Consider the following 22,672-nt stretch of genomic DNA (forward strand, 5'->3'; position numbering starts at 1 on the left):
TCCTCATCTCGATGCGGTCACCGGCCACCCGATCGACCAGTCGCCGGAGAGCACGAACGCGTCCGACGAGTGCGCCCGGCCCGGCCCGGCGGGTCTCGCGGCGGACACCGCGCGGGCGAGGCACCGGTCCAGGCTCAGGCCGTCACGCCAGTCGCCGTAGAACGAGGCCATCAGCGCGGCGGTCGCCGGGTCGTCGACCCGCCACAGGCTCGCGACGAGGCAACGGACGCCGGCCTGGAGGAATGCCTGCGAGAGCCCGGCGAACTCGTACCCGCCGAGTGACTCGGCGACGCCGGTCTCGCAGCCGGAGAGGACGAGCAGGTCGAGCGTGACGGACTCGGCCAGGATCTCCCGCGCGGTCAGGACCCCGTCCGCGAGGACGATCCCCGAGTCCAGCGGCGAGCCGGGAAGGAAGAGCGCGTGTGCCGCGACGTGCGCGACCGGCGAGCGGCGCAGAAGGTCCAGCACACGTGCCTTCGTCGCGGCGGGCCCGAGCAGCGGGTCGACGCCAAGCATCGCCGCGATCTCGACGGCCTCGGCGTTGGCGTGCGCCAGGTTCCCGGTGGGGTCGCCGACCACGGCGGCCGGTCCCCGCGCGGCCGGGCGGCGATCGAGCAGGAACGGCAGCAGGCCCAGCGATTCCATGGTGACCAGCGGCAGCGCGCCGCCGTCCGCGGCACGCCAGCCGGCCCGCGCCGCCATCAGCGACCACGGAAGCCGCAGCCCGGCGTCGTACGGCGCGAGGACCACCCGCTCGACGCCGCCGAGATGGGCGGAGACCGCCTCCAGCAGCGGGCGCAGCGGCCGGTCCCAGGTCTCGGCCCGGCGGCCGGAGCCGGCGAGCACCTCGCGGTCGAAGCGGTTCAGGATGTCGTCCCACTGTGACGGTTCGAGGTCGACCGTGCAGACGTCCGGCGCGTCCTCGCCGGAACGAAGCACGAAGATCACCGTCCGGGAGTTCGTGAGGAAGAGCGACAGCAGCGCCGTACCCGGCCCGAGCCGCCGCGCGAGACCGGTCAGGGTCTCCCAGTCGAGCGGGCGCCCGCGCCGCAGCGCCACGTGGGCCTCCGCGCGCGGATCGGCGGCCGTCATCGACGCCCACACCGCCTCGAGCTCACCGCGCAGCGCCGTGCGCCGGGCGAGGCGGCCGCCCGAGCCGGCGTCGGTCACCCCGGCATCCTGGCCGTGACCGACGAGTTCGACCGTGTCCAGCATCCGCAGCTCGGCGAAGATCTCCCGTTCCCGGCCGGCGTCGTCCGCGGGTACGCCCGGCGGCGCCGGCAGGTCCGCCCGCCCGATCAGCTCCGTCAGGAGCCGGGACTTGGCCGCCTCGGCGATCAACATCGCGTTGCGCAGCATGCGGTCGACGCCCGCCCTGGTCGTGACCGCCTCGGCGAGGACGAGGTACGCCGAGACCACCCGTTCGGCGATGCCGAGGCCGGCGGAGATGTCCTGCTGACCGAGCTTGTACGCCATCGGCACCGAGCCGAAGCCCCGGTCCAGCAGGTTGAGGGCGCGCACCCACTCCGCGAGCGCCGCGGCAAGTCCCGCGTAGCTGCCCGACACGAAGGTCCGTTCGCTGAGCGCGATGCCGAGCGCGTTGAGATACCTCGGCAGCTCGCCGGCGCCGTCGGGCGCGGCGGCGACGGCGGCCCCGAGCGCCTCGATCGCCGCCTCCAGCCGTGCGGGGTCCCGGTCCCGCAGGTACCGCTGCCACAACGTGCCGCCTATCGCGTAGTAGGCGGCATGACGCATCGTCGAGCCTGCCGGCGCCCGCTCGGCGATCGCCCGCAGGCCGGCGATGGTTCGGGCCTCCTCCCCCTCGGCCCGGGACTGCCCCGACCGGCGGAGCTGGAGCAGCCGCACCGTGCCCAGGCCCGCGGCGACGGGTGCCCGGAGCCAGGAGTCCCGGGGCGTGATGGCCGCCGCGCTCTCGTAGAGCCCGGCGGCACGGTCCAGGTCGGCGAACGATTCGGTGGCGGCGGCGCGTTCGAGGAGCGCGACGGCGAGGTTCACGCTCGCCGCCGCCCGCTCGGGCGCGCCCTCCGCGGCGAGCTCGACGGCGGCCTCCGCGACGGTGACCGATTCCTCGAGGTCCTCGCGGTGGCGCGTGCGGTAGTACCGCTCGTGCAGCGCGTGCGACAGGTTGCTCAGGTCGCGGGCCCGGTCCGCCGGGTCCTGTACCACGGCGAGGGCGGCGCGGCCGTTCGTGATCGCGGCCTCGAGGTCCTCGAGCGCACCGAGCTGCGTGTAGCGGTTCACACACGCGACCGCCAGGTTTCCCAGCGCCGTCGTGGCGAGCTCGGTGCCCGGCGCCAGGTCCCCGCAGCGCCGGTAGCAGTCCATGGCCGTCGCGAGATCGGCCACGTCCCCCGACAACCGGTGGCGGTCGACGAGGCGGTTGCCGAGGCTGTTGAGTAGCTCGGCCTGGCTCAGGGAGCCCGGCTCGGCGTCGTCGACCCCGGCCCGCAGCCGCGTGATCCGCCGGTCGAGGTCGCCGGCCTGCTCCGAGCGGCGAAGCGCCGCAGCCTGCCCGGCCACCAGCGCGCGTACCCGTGATCTGAAGGTCATCGGCCGCCCTCGTGCGCAGGTAGGACCGGCATCAGAATCGCACCGGCCGGATCGGCGGTGCCACGCCGATGTCCAAGATCCGACTGCCCGGCCGACGTGGCCCGGATCACAAACGGTGATGTCGGCGGGCGAGGCCGCCGAAAGGACGGCGCCTTAAATATCGGGGTTGTCCAGGGGTGACTGTGCCGTCGGTCACCGTCCGGCCCGTGGCGGGGCCACCCCTGGGATGCTGGAAATATTGGATGATCGCGGCCCCGCCGCAGTGACACCATGGCCGTCTGCGTCGCGCGCGGCCTTGGGATCCGGTGTGCCACGGGCGGCAGTCCGAACGACGAACATGGAGCTCTTGTGACCAATCAGGCCGTCGCGCCGCCCACGAAACTGGACGGCGCCGTATTCAAGATCGCCGGCGTGGTGGTCCTCGGCGCGATCATGTCGATCCTCGACATCACCGTCGTCAGCGTCGCGATCCCGACCTTCCAGGACGTCTTCAACGCGACGTACGCCGAGGTCGCCTGGACCATGACCGGCTACACCCTGGCGCTCGCGACGGTGATTCCGCTCAGCGGCTGGGCCGCCGACCGGTTCGGCACCAAGCGGCTCTACATGCTCGCGCTGCTGCTGTTCACGCTCGGCTCGGTGCTCTGCGCCACCGCCGACACGATCGAGCAGCTCGTCGCGTTCCGGGTGCTCCAGGGCCTCGGCGGCGGCATGCTCATGCCGATCGGCATGACGATCATGACCCGCGCGGCCGGCCCGGAGCGGATCGGCCGCCTGATGGCGGTCCTGGGCGTTCCGATGCTGCTCGGCCCGATCGCCGGCCCCATCCTCGGCGGCTGGCTGATCGAGGCGGCGAGCTGGCACTGGGTGTTCCTGATCAACCTGCCGATCGGCATCATCGGCCTGGTGTACGCGCAGTTCGCGCTGCCGAAGGACGACCCGCAGCCGTCGGAGTCGTTCGACTTCGTCGGCATGCTGATGCTGTCCCCCGGCCTCGCGCTCTTCCTGTACGGCGTCTCGTCGCTGCCGGAGACCAGCACGATCACGGCCAACAAGGTCTGGATCCCTATGCTCGTCGGCGCCCTGCTGGTGATCGGGTTCGTCTTCTACTCGTTCAAGCCGAAGCACCCGCTGCTGGACCTGCGGCTGTTCAAGAACCGCAACCTGGCGATCGCGTCGATCTCGCTGTTCGTGTTCATCATCGCGTTCATGGGCGCCGGCCTGCTGTTCCCGAGCTACTTCCTCCAGGTCCGGGGCGAGTCGACGCTGCACGCCGGCCTGCTGATGGCGCCGCAGGGCCTCGGCGCGATGCTGACGATGCCGATCGCCGGCGCGCTGGCCGACAAGATCCCGGTGGGCCGGACCGTGCCCTTCGCGATGGCGCTCATCGCCGCCGGCTTCTTCACGTTCACCCAGGTGGGCGTGGACACCTCGTACTGGCTGCTGTGCGGCTCGCTGTTCGTGATGGGCCTCGGCATGGGCGGCACGATGATGCCGATCATGACCTCGGCGCTGCGGACCCTGGGCAGCCACGACGTGGCCCGCGGCTCCACGCTGGTGAACATCCTCCAGCAGATCGGCGGCTCGATCGGTTCCGCGATCATGTCGGTGATCCTGACCAGCCAGCTCAACGAGTCGACCCCGGTCCCGGGCATGACCAACCCGGAGACCGGCAAGCCGGTCACCGAGGCCGGCCTCGCGATCGCCAGCCAGCACGGCGCGCTGCCGGTTGCGGTGCCGCCGTCGATCATCGAGCGGGGCCTGGCGTTCGTGGCCGACTCGTTCGCCACCACGTTCACCGTCGCGTTCCTGCTGGTGCTGGCGACGTTCATCCCGATCGCGTTCCTGCCCCGCAAGCGGGTGCCCGCGGGCGAGGCCGGCAGCGGCGACGCCGGCCACGTCGAGACCCCGGTGATGGTGCACTGAGCAAGTCGCTTCCGGCCCGCGGCGCATCTCCGACCACTCGGAGGTGCGCCGCGGTTCTTTGTCAGACGACGTACTGCTCGACCAGGCCGGCCAGGATGTCGCGGGTCCGGTGCAGGGAGCTGATCTGGTCCTCGACCCGGGCCAGCTCCGTGCGCAGCCGCTCGGCCAGCCAGGGCGTGCGGATCGCCTCCTCGGAGATGCACGGCAGCACGTCGTGGATGGTGCTGCTGGACAGGCCGGCGGCGAGCAGGGTCTGTATCAGCGTCACGCGCGCGACCGCCGACTCCGGATAGTGCCGCTGCCCGCCGGCGCTGCGCTCGCTCGCGAGCAGGCCCTGCTCCTCGTAGTAGCGCAACGATCGCGCGCTGGCGCCGGTCGCCGCCGTCAGGTCTCCGATGCGCACGGGTGTCTCCCTCGCCACAAAACTTGCCCTTGACGTCAATGTCAGGTTTTAGCGTAGCGCCATGACCACGACACTCACCACCGCGCTGGGCTCCCTCCTCACCCCGACCAACCTCGCCGGCCTGCCGCTGAGCAGCCGTTTCGCGATGGCGCCGATGACCCGGTTCCGCTCACCCGGCGGCGTGCCGACGCCCGAGGTCGCCGCCTACTACCGGCGCCGGGCCGAGCACGGCATCGGCCTGATCATCAGCGAGGGCGTGCTCGTCGGCCACCCCAGCGCCGGCCACGAGACCACCGTGCCGCGGATGACCGCCGGCGCGGCCGAGCACGGCTGGCTGCGGGTGACCGGCGAGGTGCACGCCGCCGGCGGCCGGATCGCCGCGCAGCTCTGGCACCTCGGCAGCGCGCGCGAACCGGTGGACGGGATCGCGGCCTGGACCCCTTCGGGCGTGCCCGGCGACAGCCACGCGATGACCCTCGCGGACATCGACACGCTGCTCGCCGCGTATGCCGACGCCGCCCGGGTGGCGGCCCGGGCCGGGTTCGACGCCGTGGAGATCCACGCCGCGCACGGCTACCTGCTCGACGAATTCCTCTGGTCGCACACCAACCGCCGCACCGACCGCTTCGGCGGTTCACCCGCCGCGCGGGCCGCGTTCCCGGCGGAGGTCATCCGGGCGGTCCGCGCGGCCGTTCCGGCCGAGATGCCGATCATCGTACGGTTCTCCCAGTTCAAGGAGCGGGACTACGCCGCCCGGATCGCCGGATCCCCCGCCGAGCTGGCGGTGCTGCTCGACGCCTTCACCGCGGCCGGCGCCGACGTGCTGCACGCCTCGCAGCGCGACTTCGCCGCACCGGCGTTCACCGGCTCGCCGCGCAACCTGGCCGGCTGGGCGAAGCACCTCACCGGCCTGCCCTCCATCACCGTCGGCTCGATCGGGCTGACCCGCGACTTCCTCGGCTCCGGCGCGCTGCGCGGCCTGATCGAGCGGCTCGACGCCGGCGAGTTCGACCTGGTCGCACTCGGACGCATCCTGCTGCGTAACCCGGCGTGGGTGACCCTCGCGGCGGCCGGACGGCTCGACGAGATCCACGACTACCGCAAGTCCGACGAGGACACCTACCACTGAGCGGTCTTCGACCCGGGGTCTACTTCGGGGCGCCCTGCGGGTTCCCCTGCCCGGTCGGCGCCGGGCTCCACCGTTCGCTGGTGGCGATCTCCCGCAGCTCGGCGCCGGTGAGTGCCGGCGCCGACCTGGTCGCGGGGCCGTCCTTGACCTCAACGGCGTTCCAGGCGGTGACGACCACCCGCAGCCCGTCGGGGCCGAGGACGTCGACCTGCCGCCGGACGACCCCCGCCGGACTCGGCTCCTCGGCCGGACCGTCGATCGACACGATCCGGACCCCGCCGGTCGAGGTCGCGGTGCACTCGGTGCCGTCAGGATCCGTCCTCTTCGCACAGTCGTAGCGGTCGAGCAGCTGCGCCGCGGAGGCCTTGCCCAACTCGGTGAAGTGCGGCTGGACGTTGACCTCCACGGTGGTGCGGCCGGCCGGGTCGGTGATCACCAGGCCCGCGAAGCCGTCATCCGACTCGTGGTCCCTGGTCTTCGCGCCCGGCGGCAGCAGCGTACGCAGGGTCTCCAGCACCGTCGCCGGCGTACCGGGCGACGGCGCACCGGTGGACGGCGCCGGCGCCGCGGGTGCCACGCCGCCTTCCGGGTCCGGGCCCGCGGCCGGGCCGGGCCGTGCCGCCACCGCGACGACAAGCAGCACGCCGAGCGTGGCGGCACCGGCGACCCCGGCACCCACCCGGCGCCGCCGCTGCATCGACCGGGCCCGGCCGAACACCTCCGCCGGTCCCGCCCCCGGGGGCGGCTCGTGGCTGGTCGCCTGCTCCAGCAGGCCCTTGAGATCGTGCACTCCGGTCACTTTCCGCCTCCATTCACTGACATCTCCGGCCGAATGCCGGCGAGTGAGCCACGCAGCGTCGCCAGGGCCTTGGCGCACTGGCTCTTGACCGTGCCGGCGGCGACGCCCAGCGCCTCCGCGGTCTCCTCGGTGCTCCGGTCCTCCCAGTAGCGCAGCACCACCGCCGCGCGCTGCCGGGGCGGCAGCGCGCGCAGGGCCGCGAGGACCGTCAGGGAGAGCGCCCGGTCGCCGTCGGCGGCCGGTTGCTCGTGCGCCTCCGCCAGCGGCCCCTCGCGCCGCCAGGGATGACGACGCCGGTGGTCGAGGTAGACCCGGGTCAGCACGGTCCGTGCGTACGCGTCGAGGTTGTCGATCGTGCGCCGCCGCGCCGCGACCACCACCCGGGCCAGCGCGGTCTGCACCAGGTCCTCGGCCCGGTGCCAGTCACCGCAGAGCAGGTACGCGGTGCGCCGCAGGTGCAGGTATCTCGCCTCGACGAACGACTGCAGTTCGGTCTCCAAGTCCGTAGCCACGGACGCTCCCTCTGCCGGCTTGAGCTCTCACCCCTACTAGACCGGCCGCGCACCGGTCCGGTTGCCCGGCGAACCGCGGAATCTCGCGCCGATAAATAACTGGCGGGCATTCCGGGGTTTACGGCACAGTGATCCCAACGCCGACGGCGGGCCGGGAATCCGGCCCACAAAACCGTTGACGAATGAAGCGTCATCGGCCATCCTGGATGGCGATACCGCACCGAGAGTCCCGAGAGGAGTTGAACCGTCATGGCGTGGCAGCCGAACTGCGCGATCGCCCAATCAAGGGCGACGTGGTGTGGCCTAGCCGCGCCCGTCGCGACGGTGAGACTTACCCTGCGAGGTTACGAAACCCTTCGTGACCTGGAGCGTTGGAGCGGTTAGCGCAGCTTTGTGTGCGCACACGCCGCCCTCCTCCGTACCGGGGAACGGGCGGTTTTTTCGTTCTTGAATTGTCTTACGGGTGTAGCTCAACGGCTTAGAGCACCGGCCTCCAAATCCGAAGGTTGCAGGTTCGAATCCTGCCACCCGTGCGTGCCCTGAATTCGTTCAGTGGAATTGATTTTTGTCAACTCAACAGTGGATGGCATGTATATCCGGCACCCATTCTTTGGATGGGTCGCCGGTGCCGGACCGGGGCGGACGGCTGACCGTCCGCTCCCCCGGCGCACCGCCCGTGAGGCTGAGGTAGGTAGACCACCGGACTCTCGATCCGGAAGACCGGGTTCAACCCCCGGACGGGCGACGCAACACCCTGTGGCTGTAGCACAACGGTCAGTGCGCCGCCTTGCCATGGCGGAGACCGGGGTTCGACTCCCCGTAGCCACTCATGTCCAGCACCACCGACGACGAGACAGAAAGGTGCACCAGCGCAAGGGTGACCCCGACAGCTCACCGCGCGCTGAGTGAGTCCGGGCCGCGGGCATCGCTACCCCCGCCGCCCGGACGATGCGAGCTGGTGCAACGGCAGCACACCCGGCTCTGACCCGGGCGATGGAGGTTCGAATCCTCCGCTCGCAGCTCCCGCCCTCGTAGCCCAACGGCAGAGGCAACGGTCTGAGGGACCGTACGGTGCGCGTTCGAATCGCGCCGAGGGCACGCAACAGGCGAAACAACCCATGCCCGGGTAGCCCAACGGTAGGAGGCACCGCGCCCAGAACGCGGGCAGTGCAGGTTCGAATCCTGCTCCGGGTACGCGACAGCACATTCGAGGGCTCGTAGCTCCAACTGGTAGAGCAGCGCTTTTGCACAGCGAAGGTTTGTCGGTTCGAATCCGACCGGGTCCACTTGTCGACGTAGCTCAGTGGTAGAGCATCCGCCTGTCGAGCGGAGGGCCGCGGGTTCGATTCCCGTCGTCGGCGCGCAAGGAGGGCACCGCCCTCCGCTTCGTCTCGCCGTGGCCCAGCTGGTAGGGGCGCCTCGCTGATAACGAGGAGGGCGCAGGTTCGAATCCTGCCGGCGAGACCAGGCCTCCATAGCTCAGCGGATAGAGCACCGGATTACGGATCCGGGTGTCCGAGGTTCGAATCCTCGTGGAGGCACGCACGACCGTCGACACCACGGGTCATGGCGCAGCTTGGTCAGCGCGCTCGCTTTGGAAGCGAGAGGACGTCGGTTCGAATCCGACTGGCCCGACGCACCTTGGAGGAGCCAGCCGACAGTTGGCGCCGGCCACCGTCTCGAAAACGGTTGGGGCTTCGCCGCCCGTGGCGGTTCGACCCCGCCCTCCTCCGCCACGCGCCGTTAGCTCAGCCCGGTCAGAGCAGGGGCCTCTTAAGCCTCGGGTCCACAGTTCGAATCTGTGACGGCGCACTGCGGGGTCTCCCCCGCACCCGTTCCGGTAGCTCAGTTGGTAGAGCGCCGCCTCGACACGACGGAGGGCCCTGGTTCGAGTCCAGGCCGGAACACGCGGCAGCAGCTTGGCGCGGTGGACGAACAGGTAGAGTCGCCCGGCTTTCACCCGGGAATGTGCGGGTTCGAGTCCCGTCCGCGCTGCTTAAGGCCTACATGCGGGCGCGCCGACGTCGGAGAGTCGGATCTGGCTGTAAACCAGGTGCTCACGCTGAGGGGGTTCGAATCCCTCCGCCCGCACGCATCGGAAATGCCTCCGTAGCTCAGCAGGACAGAGCGCGACGTTCCGAACGTCGAGGTCGCCGGTTCGAGTCCGGCCGGGGGCACGACGGCCTCGTGGCGTTCCCGGCGGAGCGCCCCGCCTGCAAAGCGGGTGACCCAGTTCCGGTTCGACTCCGGGCGAGGCCTCGACCATGCCATCCACCGTTGAGTTCCACTCACGCCCCGCCCGGGTAAGGCGCGGCGTTGCGGGCAACACGCAGCGCCTGCGCCCACCACGAGAGCTGTTCCAGCAGCGTCTTCGCGTAGCCGTCCGCCGCGGCGTCGAGCGGTGCGCCGTCCTGCCAGGCGTTGAAGTAGTTGGGAAAGGCCAGCCCGTCCCGAATGGTCACCGCGTGCAGTTCGGTGAGCACGTTCTCCAGGTGCAGGACCGCGTGCCGGCCGCCGGCCGCGCCGCCGTAGCTGACGAACGCCGCCGGCTTGGCGGTCCACTGGGTGAAATGCCAGTCGATGAGCGCCTTCAGCGATGCCGGATAGCTGTGGTTGTACTCCGGCGTGACGATGAGGAACGCGTCGGCCTCCGCCAGCCTCCGCGTGACGTCCTTCATGCCCTCGGGACGGGGATAGTCGTCACCGGCGAACTTCGGCGGCGCGGCCGGCAGCGCCAACGGAATGTCCACACCGGCCAGATCGATGACGTCGACATCGAAACCGCCGTGCGCCCGGGCCCGGTCCGCCACCCAGGCGGCGACGACCGGCCCGAACCGGCCCTCGCGGACGCTGCCGATGATTACCACGAGTCTGCTCTTGTCAGTCATGCCGTAGACGATCTGCCGTTCCGGGCCCGTCAACCAGGCCGGGCGCAGGCTGGCCCCCACAGGGCCACCCTGAGCAGCGCGGCGGGCCGTAGGCTCGCGACATGGGTACGCCGCTGGGTAACTTCATCCGGGCCAAGCGCGACAGCATCCGCCCACAGGATGTGGGCCTGCCGGTCCACCAGCGACGACGTGCTCCGGGGCTACGCCGAACGGAACTGGCCGAGCAGGCCGGCATCAGCGTCGAATACCTCACCCGGATCGAGCAGGGCCGCGACCGCAACCCGTCGCCCTCCATCGTCAACGCCCTCGCCGACGCGCTCCGCCTCGATGCCGCGGAACGCACGCACCTGGTCTACCTTGCCAAGATCACCGGCGGCGCGTGCGCCCGGCATGCCCGGCCGGCGCCGCCCGACCGAACCGTGCGACCAGCCGTACGCCGGATACTCGACCTTCTCGAACCCGGCATCGCCTTCGTCACCAACCGGCTGGGCGACGTGCTCGCCAACACCGGCGGGTTCGCCACGATAATGCGCGACACCGGGTTGCTGGACGTCGAGGAGCCCAACCTCACCCGGTACGTCTTCACGCACCCGCAGGCCAGAACCACCTTCGCCGACTGGGACCAGATCGCCGACGAGCAGGTGTTCAACCTGTGGCTGGGTCCGTCGACCGAATCCTTCGAATGGTTCACGGCCGACTTCGCGACCGTCGCCGGCGCCGAGTTCACCCGGCGGCTGCACCACCACATCCCACCGGCCCGGGTGCCGCTGCGAGTCAACCACCCCCAGGTACACCAACTGCTGTGGAACACCGAGACCCTCGAACTACCCACCGCGGACGCCCAGCAACTGGTCGTTCTCCTTCCCGCCGACGAGGCGACCGCCGCGGCCGTCGACCGGCTGCTCCTACGTCCGCACCGCAACGCCCTCCGCGCGGTCTGACCCACGTGCGAGGCTGGGCGGGTGCGGCCACGCGGGCGGTCCGGGCCGCCGATTCCGGGAGGGTACTGAGGTGGAGTTCACGCGGCTGGGCGGCAGCGGGCTGACGGTGAGTCGCATCGGGCTGGGCTGCATGAGCTTCGGCGATGCCGCGGCCGGCCTGCATCGGTGGACCCTCGACGAGGATGCCGCGGCGCCGTTCTTCCGGCAGGCCGTCGAGCTGGGCGTGACGTTCTGGGACACCGCGAACGTCTACCAGGGCGGCACCTCGGAGGAGTTCGTCGGGCGGGCGATCACCCGGTTCTCCCGCCGGGAGGAGATCGTGCTGGCCACCAAGGTCAGCGGGAGGATGCACGACGGCCCGGGCGGCAGCGGCCTGTCCCGCAAGGCCGTCCTCGAACAGATCGACGCCTCGCTGCGACGGCTCGGCACCGACTACGTCGACGTCTACTACGTCCACCGCTTCGACGCCGGGACGCCGGTCGAGGAGACCATGCGGGCGCTCGACGACGTGGTCCGGGCCGGCAAGGTGCGCTATCTCGGCGCGTCGTCGATGTGGGCCTGGCAGTTCGCCAAGCTGCAACAGGCCGCCGTGGTGAACGGGTGGACCACCTTCACCGCGATGCAGGATCAGTACAACGTGCTCAAGCGCGAGGAGGAGCGGGACATGATCCCGATGTGCCTCGACCAGGGCGTCGGGCTGACCCCGTACTCGCCGCTGGCGAAGGGCCGGGCCGCCCGGCCGTGGGGCCGGGCCACCGCCCGGTCGTCGTCGGACACCGTCGCCACAGCGTTCGACCGCGACGTCGACGAACCGGTGGTGGACGCGATCCAGCGGGTCGCCGAGGGCCGCGGCGTCGCGATGGCCCAGGTGGCGCTGGCCTGGGTGCTGTCCAAGCCGGTCGTCTCCAGCCCGATCGTCGGCGCCACCAAGCCGAACCACCTGCGGGACGCGGTCGCCGCGCTCGCGCTCCGCCTCACCGACGACGAGATCACCGAGCTGGAGAACCCCTATCGGCCGCAGGACAACTATTGGTGGTGAGCGCCGAGACGATCCACTGCGCGGCCTGTACGGGCGTGAGGTGCGTGGTGTCGACGACCTCGGCCTCGCCGTGCAGCCAGGTGCGGGCCGCCTCGGCGTACGGCTCCAGGTATTTGAGGCGGAACGGCGACGGCACGATGGACGCTCCCTCGATGCGGCCGCGGAGGGTGTCCTGGTCGGCGTGCAGGACGAAGTGCCGGACCGGGATGTCGTGCCGGGCCAGGCCCTGGCTGATCTCGCGCCAGTACTGCTCGACCAGGACGGTCATGGGCATCACCAGCGTGCCGCCGGTGTAGTCGAGCACCCGGCGGGCGGTCTCGACGACGAGCTGCCGCCACGGCGGCCAGTGCTGGAAGTTGTCCGTGTCGGGCAGCCCCGGCGTGATGTCCATGAGCATCCCGCCGACCTTCTCGGCGTCGAACACCCGCGACTCCGGGAGCAGCCGCTGCACGAGCGCGCCGGTCGTCGTCTTGCCCGCGCCGTGGGTGCCGTTGATCCATACGATCATCGACCCGAGGCTAGCGGGCTCAGGCATCCCGCAGCCGGAGCGCGATCGCCCCGGCCACGATCGCCGCGCCCGCGTACGCGGCGAGCACGCCGATGCCGGCCCAGGGGCCGATGTGCGCGGTCGCGAAGTCCCGCGTCGTCTGGATGCTGAGCCCCGCGTCCATCGGCGAGTACCGGTGGATGCGGTGCTGCCAGCGCGGATCGGAGATCAGCAGGGCCAGCATCGGCGAGCCGTACAGCAGCATGAGCACGGTGGTGACCGCGCCGGCCGTGTCCCGGATCAGCAGGCCCACCCCGACACCGAGCACGCCGACCAGGCACAGGTAGAGCACGCTGCCGGTGGCGGCCCGCAGCGTCAGGTGGTCGCCGAGGGACAGCGGCCGATAGCCGTTCGCGGCCGTGAAGCCGTTGCCGGGCAGCACCGCCCGGGCGGCGAGCATCGTGCCGAGCACGCCCGCCGCGCCGGCCAGCGCCGCGGCCGCCGTGACGACGCCCAGCTTGCCCGCGAGCACGGTCATCCGGCCGGGGACCGCCGCGAGCGTCACCTTGATCATTTTGGTGCCGTACTCGGTGGTGACGGTCAGCACCGCGAGGATGACGATGGCCGCCTGGCCGAGGCGGACCCCGACCAGGCTGATCTTCGTGAGGTCCTCGTAGCAGAGCGGCGCCTGGCACTCCCGCACCTGGAGGGTCGCCGCGGCCGCGTAGCCGACGAGGACCGTGAGCCCGACCGCGGCCAGCAGCAGCCAGCCGGTGCTCGGCAGGGTCCGCAGCTTGGTCCACTCGGCACGCAGCGCCCTGCACAGGGAACCGCTCATGCGTCACGCCGGCGCAGGAGCCACCACGCGAGCAGGAGTGCGCCGCCCGCGTACGCGCCGGCGACCGTGAGGCCGGTCCACGGGCCGATCATCGACCACGGCTCGACCAGGGTGTCGCTCGGCGGCTTGGCGCGCTGGGTGGCGAAGCCGCCGGCGAGCGTGACGTGCATCAGCCAGCGCGCGGGCGCCGCCTGCAACAGCGAGCCGACGATGACCGGCAGGATCACCAGCACGATGACGGTCGTGATGGCGGCGGCGCTGCGGCGCATGATCGTGCCCAGGGCGAGGCTGAACACCGCGACGGCGGTCATGAACGCCGCCGTGAGCAGCAGCGCCCGGACGACGGCCGGGTCGGTCAGGGATTCCTTGGCGAAGGCGGGCGGGGCGAAGCCGTGCTCCCGCAGGATCGGCTGGGTGATCAGGAACGCCGCCGCCGCCGCGGCCAGCCCGACCACGTAGGTGACGGCGCCCAGCACCAGGGCCTTCGCGGCGAGCACCCGGCCGCGGCGCGGGCTGGCCAGGAACGTGGTGCGGATCATCCCGCGCCGGTACTCCGACGTCGCGAACAGCACGCTGACCGCGATCAGCGCCATGAGGCCCGCCAGCACACCGAACAGCGAGATCTGCACCATGTCGTCCGGCGGGATCTCGGGACCGATCTTTCCGGTACCCGTGAGGGTGTAGGTGCCGTTCGCCTCCGTCATGTCACCCTGCGGCCCCTCGTCGCCCTTGTGCGGCTCGCCCGGGGGCTCCGGCGGCGCGGGCATGGCCACCACGTCGGCGCGCCACGGCCCGGCCGAGGTGGAGAGCTGGACGTTGTCGAAGGTGGCGACGGCCTTGCCGGCGTGCCCGCCGACCGAGGTGCCGCCGGCCTGGCGCAGCAGCCTCATCTCGGGCTCGGCCGACACGAACATGCCGATCTGGGCTTCGCGGGGCAGCCCGGGCACGGTCAGCTCACCGATCCTGCGCCAGTTCGTCCCGTCGGCCGACTCGTGCCCGGTGATCAGCTCACCGCTGCGGGTCAGCCGCAGCCAGCGCGGCCCGCCGCCCGCCTCGCCGGCCAGGTCGGTCTTGTAGTTGGACTGCATGCGTACGCCGTGTGCCGGGGTGAGCAGCACCGAGGCGTACGCCGAGCCGGTGCGCGTGCCGTCCTTGATGATGACGCCCGCACCGCCCCACGGCCCGACCGGCAGCAGGGTGGAGCCGGCCAGTCCGCCGGAGGCCTGACGCTCGGCCGGCGGCTTGCCCAGCGAGGCCACCCGCACGGTGATCGAGCCGTCGCCGGTGATCGGCTGGTGTACGAACTCCATGCCGTCGGTGACCGCGGTGCCGTCCGGCCCGACCACGAAGTTGGGCCTCTCGTTAACGTCGGTGGACCCGCCGTTCGCGGCGAGCACGCTGACCCCGACGGTCAGCGCGGCGACGCCGAACAGGGTGATCACCCATCGGCGCACCGAGCGCAGCTTGGTCCACTCGGCGAGCAGCAGCCGCCCGAAGGCCTCCCCCGGCGCGGTCATCGCCCCTCCTCCTCGGTGACGCTGAACTCGACCGCGTCGCGGGTGAGCTCCATGTACGCCTCCTCCAGCGAGGCGCGGTGCGACCGCAGCTCGGAGAACGGCAGGCCGGCCTCGGTGAGCAGGGCGGCGGTCCGCTCGCCGGTGACGCCCTCGACGGTAAGTACCTCGGCGTCGATCGCGGCGACGGTGCCGCCCGCGTTGGCGAGCAGCGCCATCGCGTCGGCGCGCCGGGAGGTGCGCACGTCGACGCGGTCCTTCGAGGCCGCGGCGATCAGCTTGGACACGCTGGTGTCGGCGATGAGCCGGCCGCGGCCGATGACGATCAGGTGGTCGGCGGTGTCCTGGAGCTCGCTCATCAGGTGGCTCGAGACGAAGACCACCCGCCCCTCGGCGGCGAGCGAGCGCATGAGGCCGCGGATCCAGACGATGCCGTCCGGGTCGAGGCCGTTCACCGGCTCGTCGAACATCAGTACGGGCGGGTCGCCCAGCAGCGCCGCGGCGATGCCCAGCCGCTGCTGCATGCCCAGGGAGTAGCCGCCGGCCCGGCGGCCGGCGGCCGAGGCGAGCCCGACCTGGTCGAGGACCTCGCCGACGCGCCGCCGCGGAATCCCGTTGCTGTGCGCGAGCCACAGCAGGTGGTCGCGGGCCTTGCGGCCGGGGTGCACGGCTGCGGCGTCCAGCAGCGCGCCGACCTGGAGCAGCGGGGTGCGCAAGCTGCGGTACGGCTGCCCGTCGATCAGCGCCTCGCCCTCGTCCGGCGCGTCGAGGCCGAGGATGATCCGCATGGTGGTGGACTTGCCGGCGCCGTTGGGCCCGACGAACCCGGTCACCTCCCCCGGGCGGACGGTGAAGGTCAGGCCGTCGACGGCGACGGTGCTGCGGAAATGCTTGCGCACGCCGCTTACCTCGATGGTTGGTGGCATGGTTAGCAGGCTAGGAGCCGGACGGGCCCGCGGTCGTCACGCCGCGGAGCGGTTCTGGCTCCCCCGCGCGAGGGAGCCGCGGCCCCCTGCGCCGGGGGACGACGGCGCGCCGGGGGTGCGGTCACAATGGTTGACGTGCGGCCCACCCAGGAGAACCCCGTCCCGGGCTACCGCCGGATGCTCGAGCCGGCCTACTGGCCGTACCTGCTCGCCGCCGTGCTCGGCTGCGCCGCGCTGGTCGAGGTGGCGGTCCGCGAGGCCGGGCAGCCGCTGACCCGGCCGCTGGGCGCCCTGCTGGCCCTTGCCGCGACGGCGCCGATCGCGCTCGTGCGGGCGATGCCCGTGGTGTCGGCCGTGCTGATCGCGGCGGTGTGCCTGATCAGCCCGCTGATCGGCTACCCGCCCACGGTCGCCGTGCTGGTCGCGCTCGGGGTCGCCTGCTACGTCCTCGGCCGGCAGGGCCACGTCCGTACGGCCGGCGTGCTGATCGTGCCGTTCGTGGCCTACGCCGCCGCGCCCGGCGTCGCCATGGCGGCCGGCGGGCGCACGCCGTCGATCGCCATGCTGGCGGTGACCGCCGTCGCGGCGGTCGCCGGCACCGCCCGGCGGGCCGGCGCGGCCACCGCCCGGCACGAGGCCACCGACCGGGCCATCGCCGACACCCTGATGGAGCACGTGGCCCGGGGCGAGCGGGCCCGCATCGCCCGGGAGCTGCACGACGTCGTGGCCCACCACATCTCGATGATCGCGGTGCAGTCCGACGCCGCCCGGCTGACCACCCCGGGCATGCCGGCCGAGGGCGCCCGGCGGCTCGTCGCGATCGGCGAGACCGCCCGGGCGGCGCTGACCGAGATGCGCCGCCTGCTGGGTGTCCTGCGCGAGGACGCCGGCACCGAGGTCACCCGCCGGCCGCAGCCCGGCCTGCACCAGCTCAACGGCCTGCTGGACGAGGCGCGCGACCTGTCGGCCGGCAGCACCCGGCTGATCGTGCACGGCGGCGTCGTCCCGCTGGACCCGGGCATCGAGCTCGTCGCGTACCGGATCGTGCAGGAGGCGCTGACCAACGCGCGCCGGCACGCGGCCGGCGCCGCCGTCGACGTCGAGCTGCACTACCGGCCCGGCACCCTGCTGCTGCGGGTACGCGACAATGGTCCCGGGCCGCCGCCCGCCGGCCGGACGCCCGGCCCGGGCGGGCACGGCCTGACCGGCATGCGCGAGCGCGCCGCCATGGTCGGCGGCAGCCTCACCGCGGGGCCGGCGCCGATCGGCGGCTTCCTCATCGAGGCCGTCCTGCCGACAACCGGGGGCGAGGAATGAGCCCCATCCGGATCGTCGTCGTCGATGATCACGACGTGGTGCGCACGGCATTCGCGGCCCTGCTCGCCACGCAGGCCGACTTCAGCGTGGTCGCCACCGCGCTCGACGGCGAGGACGCGGTGGCGGTGTGCCGGGAACACCGCCCGGACCTGGTGCTCATGGACGTCCGGATGCCGGTGCTCGACGGGATCGAGGCGACCCGCCGCATCCTGGCGGAGTCCGGCGAGCACGGGCCGCGCATCCTCATCCTCACCACGTTCGACCTGGACGAACACGTCTACGACGCGCTGGCCGCCGGCGCGAGCGGCTTCCTGCTCAAGGACGTCACCGCCGAGCGGCTGTTCGACGCGGTGCGGGTGGTGGCGGCGGGCGAGGCGCTGCTCGCGCCGGCCATCACCCGCCGGCTGGTGGAGGAGTTCGCCCGGCTGCGCCGGCAGCGTCGCGCGCCGGACGGTGCGGGACTCGGCGCGCTGACGCCCCGGGAGACCGAGGTGCTGTGCCTGATCGCCGAGGGGCTCTCGAACCCGGAGATCGCGGCCCGCCTGGTGGTCGGCGAGGAGACGGTGAAGACGCACGTGAGCCGGGTGCTGGGCAAGCTCGGGCTCCGGGACCGCACGCAGGCCGTCGTCGTCGCGTACGAGTCGGGCCTGATCGTGCCCGGGCGACGCGGACCCGCGGCGACCGGCTGACCGGCCCGCCGCCCGGCTTCGGGTATCCTCGGTTGTCAGGTCGAGGGGCGCTGCGACGGGCTGGACCCGCCACGCTCGGCCTGAATTCTTCGACAAGGGCGCCTCCGATTCCGGAGGTGGCTGGTTGAACACGTCAAGTCGGGACACTGAAGCGTCGCTGCGGCGGCTGCTGGACGAGCGCGTCCTGGTGCTGGACGGCGCCTGGGGCACGATGCTCCAGGGCGCACGACTCACCCCCGCGGACTACCGGGGCGACCTGATCGTCGACCACCCGCGGGACGTCACCGGCGACCCGGACCTGCTGAACCTGACCCGCCCCGACCTGATCCTGGACGTGCACCGGCAGTATCTCGCCGCCGGCGCCGACATCACCACCACAAATACCTTCACCGCGACGAGCATCGGGCAGGCCGACTACGGCCTGGAGTCCCTGGTCCGCGACATGAACGTGCAGGGTGCGCGGCTGGCCCGGCAGGCGGCGGACGAGTTCGGCGGGCGGTTCGTCGCCGGCTCGATCGGGCCGCTGAACGTGACGCTGTCGCTGTCGCCCCGGGTCGAGGACCCGGCCTACCGCGCCGTCGACTTCGATCAGGTGCGCGCGGCGTACGCGGAGCAGATCTCCGCCCTTGCCGAGGGCGGCGTCGACCTGCTGCTGATCGAGACGATCTTCGATACGCTGAATGCGAAGGCGGCGATCGCCGCGGCCCGGGAGGTCGCGCCGCACCTGCCGCTCTGGATCTCCGTCACGATCGTCGACCTCAGCGGCCGGACCCTGTCCGGGCAGACCGTCGAGGCGTTCTGGCGCTCGATCGAGCGGGCCGAGCCGCTCGTCGTCGGCGTGAACTGCTCGCTCGGCGCGGCCGAGATGCGCCCGCACGTCGCCGAGCTCGCCAAGGTCGCCGGCGCGTACGTGGCGTGCCACCCCAACGCCGGCCTGCCGAACGCGTTCGGCGGCTACGACCAGACGCCGGACGAGACCGCCGCCCTGGTCGCCGAGTTCGCCGCGTCCGGCCTGGTCAACATCGTCGGCGGCTGCTGCGGCACCTCGCCGGAGCACATCGCCCGGATCGCCGACGCGGTGCGAGCGACGGCGCCGCGAGCGATCGCCGCCCCGACCGGGGCCACCCGGTTCAGCGGGCTGGAGCCGTTCGCGATCGGGCCGGACACCGGATTCGTGATGATCGGCGAGCGCACGAACGTCACCGGCTCGGCCCGGTTCCGCCGGCTCGTCGAGGCGGACGACTACCAGGGCGCGGTCGACGTCGCCCTGGAGCAGGTCCGCGGCGGCGCCAACCTGCTCGACGTGAACATGGACGCCGACCTGCTCGACAGCGAGCAGGCGATGACGACGTTCCTCAACCTGATCGCCACCGAGCCGGAGGTGGCCCGGATCCCGGTGATGATCGACAGCTCGCGGTGGACGGTCCTCGAGGCCGGCCTCAAGTGCGTGCAGGGCAAGGGCGTGGTCAACTCGATCAGCCTCAAGGAGGGCGAGGAGCCGTTCCTGGCGCAGGCACGCCGGATCCGCGACTACGGCGCCGGCGTGGTGGTGATGGCCTTCGACGAGCAGGGCCAGGCGGACACGACCGAACGCAAGGTGTCGATCTGCGGCCGGGCGTACGACCTGCTCGTGGAGCGGGCCGGCTTCGCGCCGGAGGACATCATCTTCGACCCGAACGTGCTCGCGGTCGCCACCGGCATCGCCGAGCACAACGGGTACGCGAAGGCGTTCATCGACGCCCTGCCCCTGATCAAGGCGCGCTGCCCGGGCGCCCGTACCAGTGGCGGTATCTCGAACCTGTCCTTCTCCTTCCGCGGCAACGACGTGGTCCGCGAGGCCATGCACTCGGCGTTCCTGCTGCACGCGGTCCGCGCCGGGCTCGACATGGGCATCGTCAACGCCGGCCAGCTCGCGGTGTACGCCGACATCCCCGCGGACCTGCTCGAACTGGTCGAGGACGTGATCTTCGACCGGCGCGCCGACGCCACCGACCGCCTCGTCACCTTCGCCTCGACCGTGACCGGTTCCGGCACCAAGCGCGAGATCGACCTGTCCTGGCGCGAGGCGCCGGTGGCGCAGCGGCTGTCGCACGCGCTGGTGCACGGCATCGTCGACTTCATCGAGGAGGACACCGAGGAGGCACGCCGCGGGCTGGCCCGGCCCCTCGAGGTGATCGAGGGCCCGCTGATGGACGGCATGAAGATCGTCGGCGACCTGTTCGGCGCCGGCAAGATGTTCCTGCCGCAGGTGGTCAAGAGCGCCCGGGTGATGAAGCGCTCGGTCGCCTACCTCGAGCCGTTCATGGAGGCGGAGAAGGAGCAGGCCCGCCTCGAGGGCCGGGTCGACCCGGGCCGCGGCCAGGGCCGGGTCGTGCTCGCGACCGTCAAGGGCGACGTGCACGACATCGGCAAGAACATCGTCGGCGTGGTGCTGGGCTGCAACAACTACGAGGTCATCGACCTGGGCGTGATGGTGCCGGCCGCGAAGATCCTTGACGTGGCCGTCGCCGAGAGCGCCGACGCGATCGGGCTCTCCGGGCTGATCACCCCGTCGCTGGACGAGATGGTCGCGGTGGCCGCCGAGATGCAGCGTCGCGGCCTGAAGCTGCCGCTGCTGATCGGCGGGGCCACGACCTCGCGCCAGCACACCGCCGTGCGGATCGCCCCCGCGTACGACGGACCGACCGTGCACGTGCTCGACGCGTCGCGGGTCGTCGGCGTGGTCTCCGACCTGCTCGACGACGAGCGCGCCGAGCGGCTGGACACCGCCAACCGCCTGGAGCAGCAGCGGCTGCGCGAGGCGCACGCCAACCGGCACTCCCAGCCGATGCTGGCCCTGGACCAGGCCCGGGCCAACCGCGAGGAGGTCGGCTTCGGCGAGCTGCCGACGCCGGTGTTCACCGGCCTGCGCACGGTCGAGCCGGGCCTGCCCGCGCTGCGCGAGCTGATCGACTGGCAGTTCCTGTTCCTGGCCTGGGAGCTCAAGGGCAAGTTCCCGGCGATCCTGGAGCAGCCGGTCGCCCGCGAGCTGTACGACGACGCGAACACCCTGCTCGACGAGATCATCGAGAACGGGTCGTTCCAGGCGCGGGGCGTGTACGGCTACTGGCCCGCGGGCACCGAGGGCGACGACATCGTCCTGGAGAACGGGGTGCGCCTGCCGATGCTGCGCCAGCAGACGGTCAAGCCGGACGGCCGCGCCAACCGCTGCCTTGCCGACTACGTCGCGCCGCGCGGCGACCACCTGGGCGGCTTCGCGGTGACCATCCACGGCGCGGAGACCCTGGCCGCGCAGTACGAGGCCCAGCAGGACGACTACCGCGCGATCATGGTCAAGGCGCTGGCCGACCGCCTCGCCGAGGCGTTCGCCGAGTACATCCACCTGCGTGCCCGCCGCGACTGGTTCGAGCCGGACGCCGAGCCGGCGCTGGCCGACCTGCACGCGGAGCGCTTCCGCGGCATCCGGCCGGCGCTCGGCTACCCGGCCTGCCCGGACCACAGCGAGAAGCGGGAGCTCTTCGACCTGCTGGACGCGGACGCGCTCGGCCTGGCGCTCACCGAGTCCTTCGCGATGACGCCGGCCGCCAGCGTCAGCGGCCTGATCTTCGCCAACCCGGCGGCGAAGTACTTCACGGTGGGCCGCATCGGCCGGGACCAGGTCGAGGACTACGCGGCCCGCCGCGGCATGCCCGTCGCCGACGTCGAGCGGTGGCTGCGGCCGAACCTGGCCTACGAACCGTCCTGACCGGCGCGGCCCTTGGCCGCAGCCTCGGGGTCGTCCCAGGGCTGCGGCACATAGGGCGCCGCGTTACCCCAACCCCATTTCGGTACGGGCGCGTGCGCGATCACCTCGACGCCGGGTTGGCTGTTGAACAGGGCGATCCGCGAGCCCCACTCGAGATAGGACAGGAACGCCTGGCGTACGTCCGGGTCGTCCGGCAGCAGCACCTCGTCGGCCGTGCGGGCCAGCCGGCTCACCCAGCGCTGCCGTTGCTCCTCGGTCAGTGCGCGGCCGCGGTGCGCCGCCACCATGTGCTCGTAGCCGCCGTGGTGGGCGGTGTAGTCGGCCGGCCCGCCGAAGGTCTCGCCCAGCCAGGCGGCGACGTGCTTGGGGTGTTCGGGGTCCATCCCGCGGAAGACCGGCTCGAGCAGGTCGTCGGGCTCGTTCAGGATGCCGTCGTAGAACGCGGTGGTCAGCCGTTCGAGGGCCTCGCGGCCGCCCAGCCAGGCGTACACGGTAGGGGTGTTCTCCAGCTCGGGCGGCAGCGGATCGCGGAAGCCGGCGTAGCGGTGCGAGCCGTCGCAGTAGGGCTTGTTGCGGGAGTGCCCGCACCGGCACAACCACTGCCGCCCCCGCGCGGCGTAGGGCTCGCCGTCCGCGCCGAGGAGCCGGATCGCGCCGCACACCTCATAGGGGCCGTCCACCGTCGGGGTGATCGACGGCGGGCCCTCGGCGGGCTCGTCGCCGCCGCGGTCGGCGGTCTCCGGCCCGGTCCAGCCCTTCAGCCCGTGTGTCGAGTCGCAGAACGGCTTGTTGCGTGACCCGCCGCACCGGCACAGATGCCAGATCCCCTCGGTGCGTAGCTCGGTGCCGTCGGTGTCCCGGATCGACACCTCACCCTCGACCCGGTACGGCCCGTCCTCGGTGATCCGAATCGATGGCGTAATCATGTAATCACCATTACGCGAGGGT

General features: G+C 72.0%; 17 protein-coding genes, 18 tRNA genes and 1 riboswitch. Of the genes, 25 read left to right on the forward strand and 10 right to left on the reverse strand.

Going from position 1 to position 22,672, the window contains the following annotated elements:
* Positions 1–3: 3 nt before the first annotated feature.
* Entirely contained in the window at positions 4–2,571 is a 2,568-nt protein-coding gene (locus BJ971_RS24280) for a CHAT domain-containing protein (RefSeq protein ID WP_184995529.1), read from the reverse strand.
* A 348-nt stretch (positions 2,572–2,919) separates the two neighbouring features.
* On the opposite strand from BJ971_RS24280, the gene BJ971_RS24285 reads away from it, so the two are divergent.
* Positions 2,920–4,497, forward strand: coding sequence for a DHA2 family efflux MFS transporter permease subunit (locus tag BJ971_RS24285; protein ID WP_239087450.1), 1,578 nt, complete (start codon positions 2,920–2,922; stop codon positions 4,495–4,497).
* A 61-nt stretch (positions 4,498–4,558) separates the two neighbouring features.
* Here the strand turns inward: BJ971_RS24285 and BJ971_RS24290 are convergent, their stop codons facing one another.
* Positions 4,559–4,900, reverse strand: coding sequence for a MerR family transcriptional regulator (locus tag BJ971_RS24290; RefSeq protein ID WP_184995531.1), 342 nt, complete (start codon positions 4,898–4,900; stop codon positions 4,559–4,561).
* A 61-nt stretch (positions 4,901–4,961) separates the two neighbouring features.
* Between BJ971_RS24290 and BJ971_RS24295 the strand changes: the two genes are divergently transcribed.
* Positions 4,962–6,029: an oxidoreductase gene (locus tag BJ971_RS24295; protein WP_184995532.1), complete on the forward strand. Its 1,068-nt coding sequence runs from the start codon at positions 4,962–4,964 to the stop codon at positions 6,027–6,029.
* Positions 6,030–6,048: 19 nt separating this feature from the next.
* On the opposite strand, the gene BJ971_RS24300 is transcribed toward BJ971_RS24295, so the two are convergent.
* Together BJ971_RS24300 and BJ971_RS24305 are read right to left on the reverse strand one after the other, a co-directional pair.
* The gene (locus tag BJ971_RS24300; RefSeq protein WP_184995533.1) at positions 6,049–6,828 is read right to left on the reverse strand and encodes a hypothetical protein; all 780 of its coding nucleotides are present in this window, start codon (positions 6,826–6,828) and stop codon (positions 6,049–6,051) included.
* Positions 6,825–7,340 carry a SigE family RNA polymerase sigma factor gene (locus tag BJ971_RS24305; RefSeq protein WP_184995534.1) on the reverse strand — a complete coding sequence of 172 codons (516 nt, stop codon included), beginning with the start codon at positions 7,338–7,340 and terminating at the stop codon, positions 6,825–6,827. The genes BJ971_RS24300 and BJ971_RS24305 overlap by 4 nt, the downstream gene beginning before the upstream one ends.
* A 459-nt stretch (positions 7,341–7,799) precedes the next feature.
* Between BJ971_RS24305 and BJ971_RS24310 the strand changes: the two genes are divergently transcribed.
* The 18 genes from BJ971_RS24310 to BJ971_RS24395 all read left to right on the forward strand — a co-directional run bounded on the left by BJ971_RS24310 (position 7,800) and on the right by BJ971_RS24395 (position 9,599).
* Positions 7,800–7,873, forward strand: a tRNA-Trp gene (locus BJ971_RS24310).
* Positions 7,874–8,011: 138 nt separating this feature from the next.
* Positions 8,012–8,085 (forward strand) — tRNA-Glu (locus BJ971_RS24315).
* Between the two features lie 11 nt (positions 8,086–8,096).
* Positions 8,097–8,168, forward strand: a tRNA-Gly gene (locus BJ971_RS24320).
* A 121-nt stretch (positions 8,169–8,289) separates the two neighbouring features.
* Positions 8,290–8,360: transfer RNA gene (locus BJ971_RS24325), tRNA-Gln, on the forward strand.
* Positions 8,361–8,365: 5 nt separating this feature from the next.
* Positions 8,366–8,438, forward strand: a tRNA-Leu gene (locus BJ971_RS24330).
* Positions 8,439–8,460: 22 nt separating this feature from the next.
* A tRNA-Leu gene (locus BJ971_RS24335) sits at positions 8,461–8,534 on the forward strand.
* A gap of 17 nt (positions 8,535–8,551) precedes the next feature.
* A tRNA-Ala gene (locus tag BJ971_RS24340) sits at positions 8,552–8,626 on the forward strand.
* Positions 8,627–8,629: 3 nt separating this feature from the next.
* A tRNA-Asp gene (locus BJ971_RS24345) sits at positions 8,630–8,701 on the forward strand.
* A 29-nt stretch (positions 8,702–8,730) separates the two neighbouring features.
* Positions 8,731–8,807: transfer RNA gene (locus tag BJ971_RS24350), tRNA-Ile, on the forward strand.
* Position 8,808: 1 nt separating this feature from the next.
* Positions 8,809–8,881: transfer RNA gene (locus tag BJ971_RS24355), tRNA-Arg, on the forward strand.
* 19 nt (positions 8,882–8,900) lie between these two features.
* Positions 8,901–8,975 (forward strand) — tRNA-Pro (locus tag BJ971_RS24360).
* Between the two features lie 8 nt (positions 8,976–8,983).
* Positions 8,984–9,076 (forward strand) — tRNA-Ser (locus BJ971_RS24365).
* A gap of 1 nt (position 9,077) precedes the next feature.
* A tRNA-Lys gene (locus tag BJ971_RS24370) sits at positions 9,078–9,152 on the forward strand.
* Between the two features lie 22 nt (positions 9,153–9,174).
* A tRNA-Val gene (locus tag BJ971_RS24375) sits at positions 9,175–9,247 on the forward strand.
* Between the two features lie 14 nt (positions 9,248–9,261).
* Positions 9,262–9,335: transfer RNA gene (locus BJ971_RS24380), tRNA-Glu, on the forward strand.
* A gap of 14 nt (positions 9,336–9,349) precedes the next feature.
* A tRNA-Tyr gene (locus BJ971_RS24385) sits at positions 9,350–9,431 on the forward strand.
* 12 nt (positions 9,432–9,443) lie between these two features.
* A tRNA-Arg gene (locus BJ971_RS24390) sits at positions 9,444–9,517 on the forward strand.
* Between the two features lie 4 nt (positions 9,518–9,521).
* A tRNA-Cys gene (locus BJ971_RS24395) sits at positions 9,522–9,599 on the forward strand.
* Between the two features lie 29 nt (positions 9,600–9,628).
* On the opposite strand, the gene BJ971_RS24400 is transcribed toward BJ971_RS24395, so the two are convergent.
* On the reverse strand, positions 9,629–10,228 hold the full coding sequence (locus BJ971_RS24400; RefSeq protein ID WP_184995535.1) for an NADPH-dependent FMN reductase: 600 nt from the start codon (positions 10,226–10,228) through the stop codon (positions 9,629–9,631).
* Positions 10,229–10,329: 101 nt separating this feature from the next.
* On the opposite strand from BJ971_RS24400, the gene BJ971_RS24405 reads away from it, so the two are divergent.
* Positions 10,330–11,169, forward strand: a complete 840-nt coding sequence (locus tag BJ971_RS24405) for a helix-turn-helix domain-containing protein (protein ID WP_184995536.1) — start codon at positions 10,330–10,332, stop codon at positions 11,167–11,169.
* A gap of 70 nt (positions 11,170–11,239) precedes the next feature.
* The gene (locus BJ971_RS24410; RefSeq protein ID WP_184995537.1) at positions 11,240–12,208 is read left to right on the forward strand and encodes an aldo/keto reductase; all 969 of its coding nucleotides are present in this window, start codon (positions 11,240–11,242) and stop codon (positions 12,206–12,208) included.
* Here BJ971_RS24410 and BJ971_RS24415 read toward each other — a convergent pair.
* Genes BJ971_RS24415 through BJ971_RS24430 form a run of 4 tightly spaced genes read right to left on the reverse strand, consistent with a single transcriptional unit; the run spans position 12,159 to position 15,973 of the window.
* Positions 12,159–12,716, reverse strand: coding sequence for an AAA family ATPase (locus tag BJ971_RS24415; protein ID WP_184995538.1), 558 nt, complete (start codon positions 12,714–12,716; stop codon positions 12,159–12,161). The two genes, BJ971_RS24410 and BJ971_RS24415, sit on opposite strands and share 50 nt — an antisense overlap.
* 19 nt (positions 12,717–12,735) lie before the next feature.
* Positions 12,736–13,533 (reverse strand): ABC transporter permease, encoded by a 798-nt coding sequence (locus BJ971_RS24420; protein ID WP_239087449.1) that lies wholly within the window; start codon positions 13,531–13,533, stop codon positions 12,736–12,738.
* Positions 13,530–15,050 carry an ABC transporter permease subunit gene (locus tag BJ971_RS24425; RefSeq protein ID WP_184995539.1) on the reverse strand — a complete coding sequence of 507 codons (1,521 nt, stop codon included), beginning with the start codon at positions 15,048–15,050 and terminating at the stop codon, positions 13,530–13,532. Before BJ971_RS24425 ends, BJ971_RS24420 begins: the two co-directional genes overlap by 4 nt.
* Positions 15,047–15,973, reverse strand: a complete 927-nt coding sequence (locus BJ971_RS24430) for an ABC transporter ATP-binding protein (protein ID WP_184995540.1) — start codon at positions 15,971–15,973, stop codon at positions 15,047–15,049. The genes BJ971_RS24425 and BJ971_RS24430 overlap by 4 nt, the downstream gene beginning before the upstream one ends.
* Before the next feature lie 135 nt (positions 15,974–16,108).
* Here BJ971_RS24430 and BJ971_RS24435 point away from each other — a divergent pair, with 135 nt between their 5' ends.
* The 3 genes from BJ971_RS24435 (at position 16,109) to metH (ending at position 21,724) form a co-directional block, all read left to right on the forward strand.
* A complete protein-coding gene (locus tag BJ971_RS24435; RefSeq protein ID WP_239087448.1) occupies positions 16,109–17,290 on the forward strand; it encodes a sensor histidine kinase in 1,182 nt (393 codons plus the stop codon).
* Positions 17,287–17,979 carry a response regulator gene (locus tag BJ971_RS24440; protein ID WP_184995541.1) on the forward strand — a complete coding sequence of 231 codons (693 nt, stop codon included), beginning with the start codon at positions 17,287–17,289 and terminating at the stop codon, positions 17,977–17,979. The genes BJ971_RS24435 and BJ971_RS24440 overlap by 4 nt, the downstream gene beginning before the upstream one ends.
* 36 nt (positions 17,980–18,015) lie before the next feature.
* Positions 18,016–18,090, forward strand: a riboswitch (S-adenosyl-L-homocysteine riboswitch).
* Between the two features lie 58 nt (positions 18,091–18,148).
* Positions 18,149–21,724: a methionine synthase gene (metH, locus tag BJ971_RS24445; RefSeq protein WP_239087453.1), complete on the forward strand. Its 3,576-nt coding sequence runs from the start codon at positions 18,149–18,151 to the stop codon at positions 21,722–21,724.
* Here the strand turns inward: metH and BJ971_RS41545 are convergent.
* On the reverse strand, positions 21,709–22,650 hold the full coding sequence (locus BJ971_RS41545) for a CDGSH iron-sulfur domain-containing protein (RefSeq protein WP_184995543.1): 942 nt from the start codon (positions 22,648–22,650) through the stop codon (positions 21,709–21,711). The two genes, metH and BJ971_RS41545, sit on opposite strands and share 16 nt — an antisense overlap.
* Positions 22,651–22,672 lie beyond the last annotated feature (22 nt).

Source organism: Amorphoplanes digitatis, assembly GCF_014205335.1.
Classification (GTDB): domain Bacteria; phylum Actinomycetota; class Actinomycetes; order Mycobacteriales; family Micromonosporaceae; genus Actinoplanes; species Actinoplanes digitatus.

What these genes read in the sequence shown, in the direction of transcription:
- BJ971_RS24405 (WP_184995536.1), top strand. Translation starts at nt 10,330, where the DNA reads ATGGGTACGCCGCTGGGTAACTTCATCCGGGCCAAGCGCGACAGCATC.
- BJ971_RS24440 (WP_184995541.1), top strand. Translation starts at nt 17,287, where the DNA reads ATGAGCCCCATCCGGATCGTCGTCGTCGATGATCACGACGTGGTGCGC.
- BJ971_RS24400 (WP_184995535.1), bottom strand. Translation starts at nt 10,228, where the DNA reads ATGACTGACAAGAGCAGACTCGTGGTAATCATCGGCAGCGTCCGCGAG.
- BJ971_RS24420 (WP_239087449.1), bottom strand. Translation starts at nt 13,533, where the DNA reads ATGAGCGGTTCCCTGTGCAGGGCGCTGCGTGCCGAGTGGACCAAGCTG.
- BJ971_RS24430 (WP_184995540.1), bottom strand. Translation starts at nt 15,973, where the DNA reads ATGCCACCAACCATCGAGGTAAGCGGCGTGCGCAAGCATTTCCGCAGC.
- BJ971_RS24425 (WP_184995539.1), bottom strand. Translation starts at nt 15,050, where the DNA reads ATGACCGCGCCGGGGGAGGCCTTCGGGCGGCTGCTGCTCGCCGAGTGG.
- BJ971_RS24415 (WP_184995538.1), bottom strand. Translation starts at nt 12,716, where the DNA reads ATGATCGTATGGATCAACGGCACCCACGGCGCGGGCAAGACGACGACC.
- BJ971_RS24280 (WP_184995529.1), bottom strand. Translation starts at nt 2,571, where the DNA reads ATGACCTTCAGATCACGGGTACGCGCGCTGGTGGCCGGGCAGGCTGCG.
- BJ971_RS24295 (WP_184995532.1), top strand. Translation starts at nt 4,962, where the DNA reads ATGACCACGACACTCACCACCGCGCTGGGCTCCCTCCTCACCCCGACC.
- BJ971_RS41545 (WP_184995543.1), bottom strand. Translation starts at nt 22,650, where the DNA reads ATGATTACGCCATCGATTCGGATCACCGAGGACGGGCCGTACCGGGTC.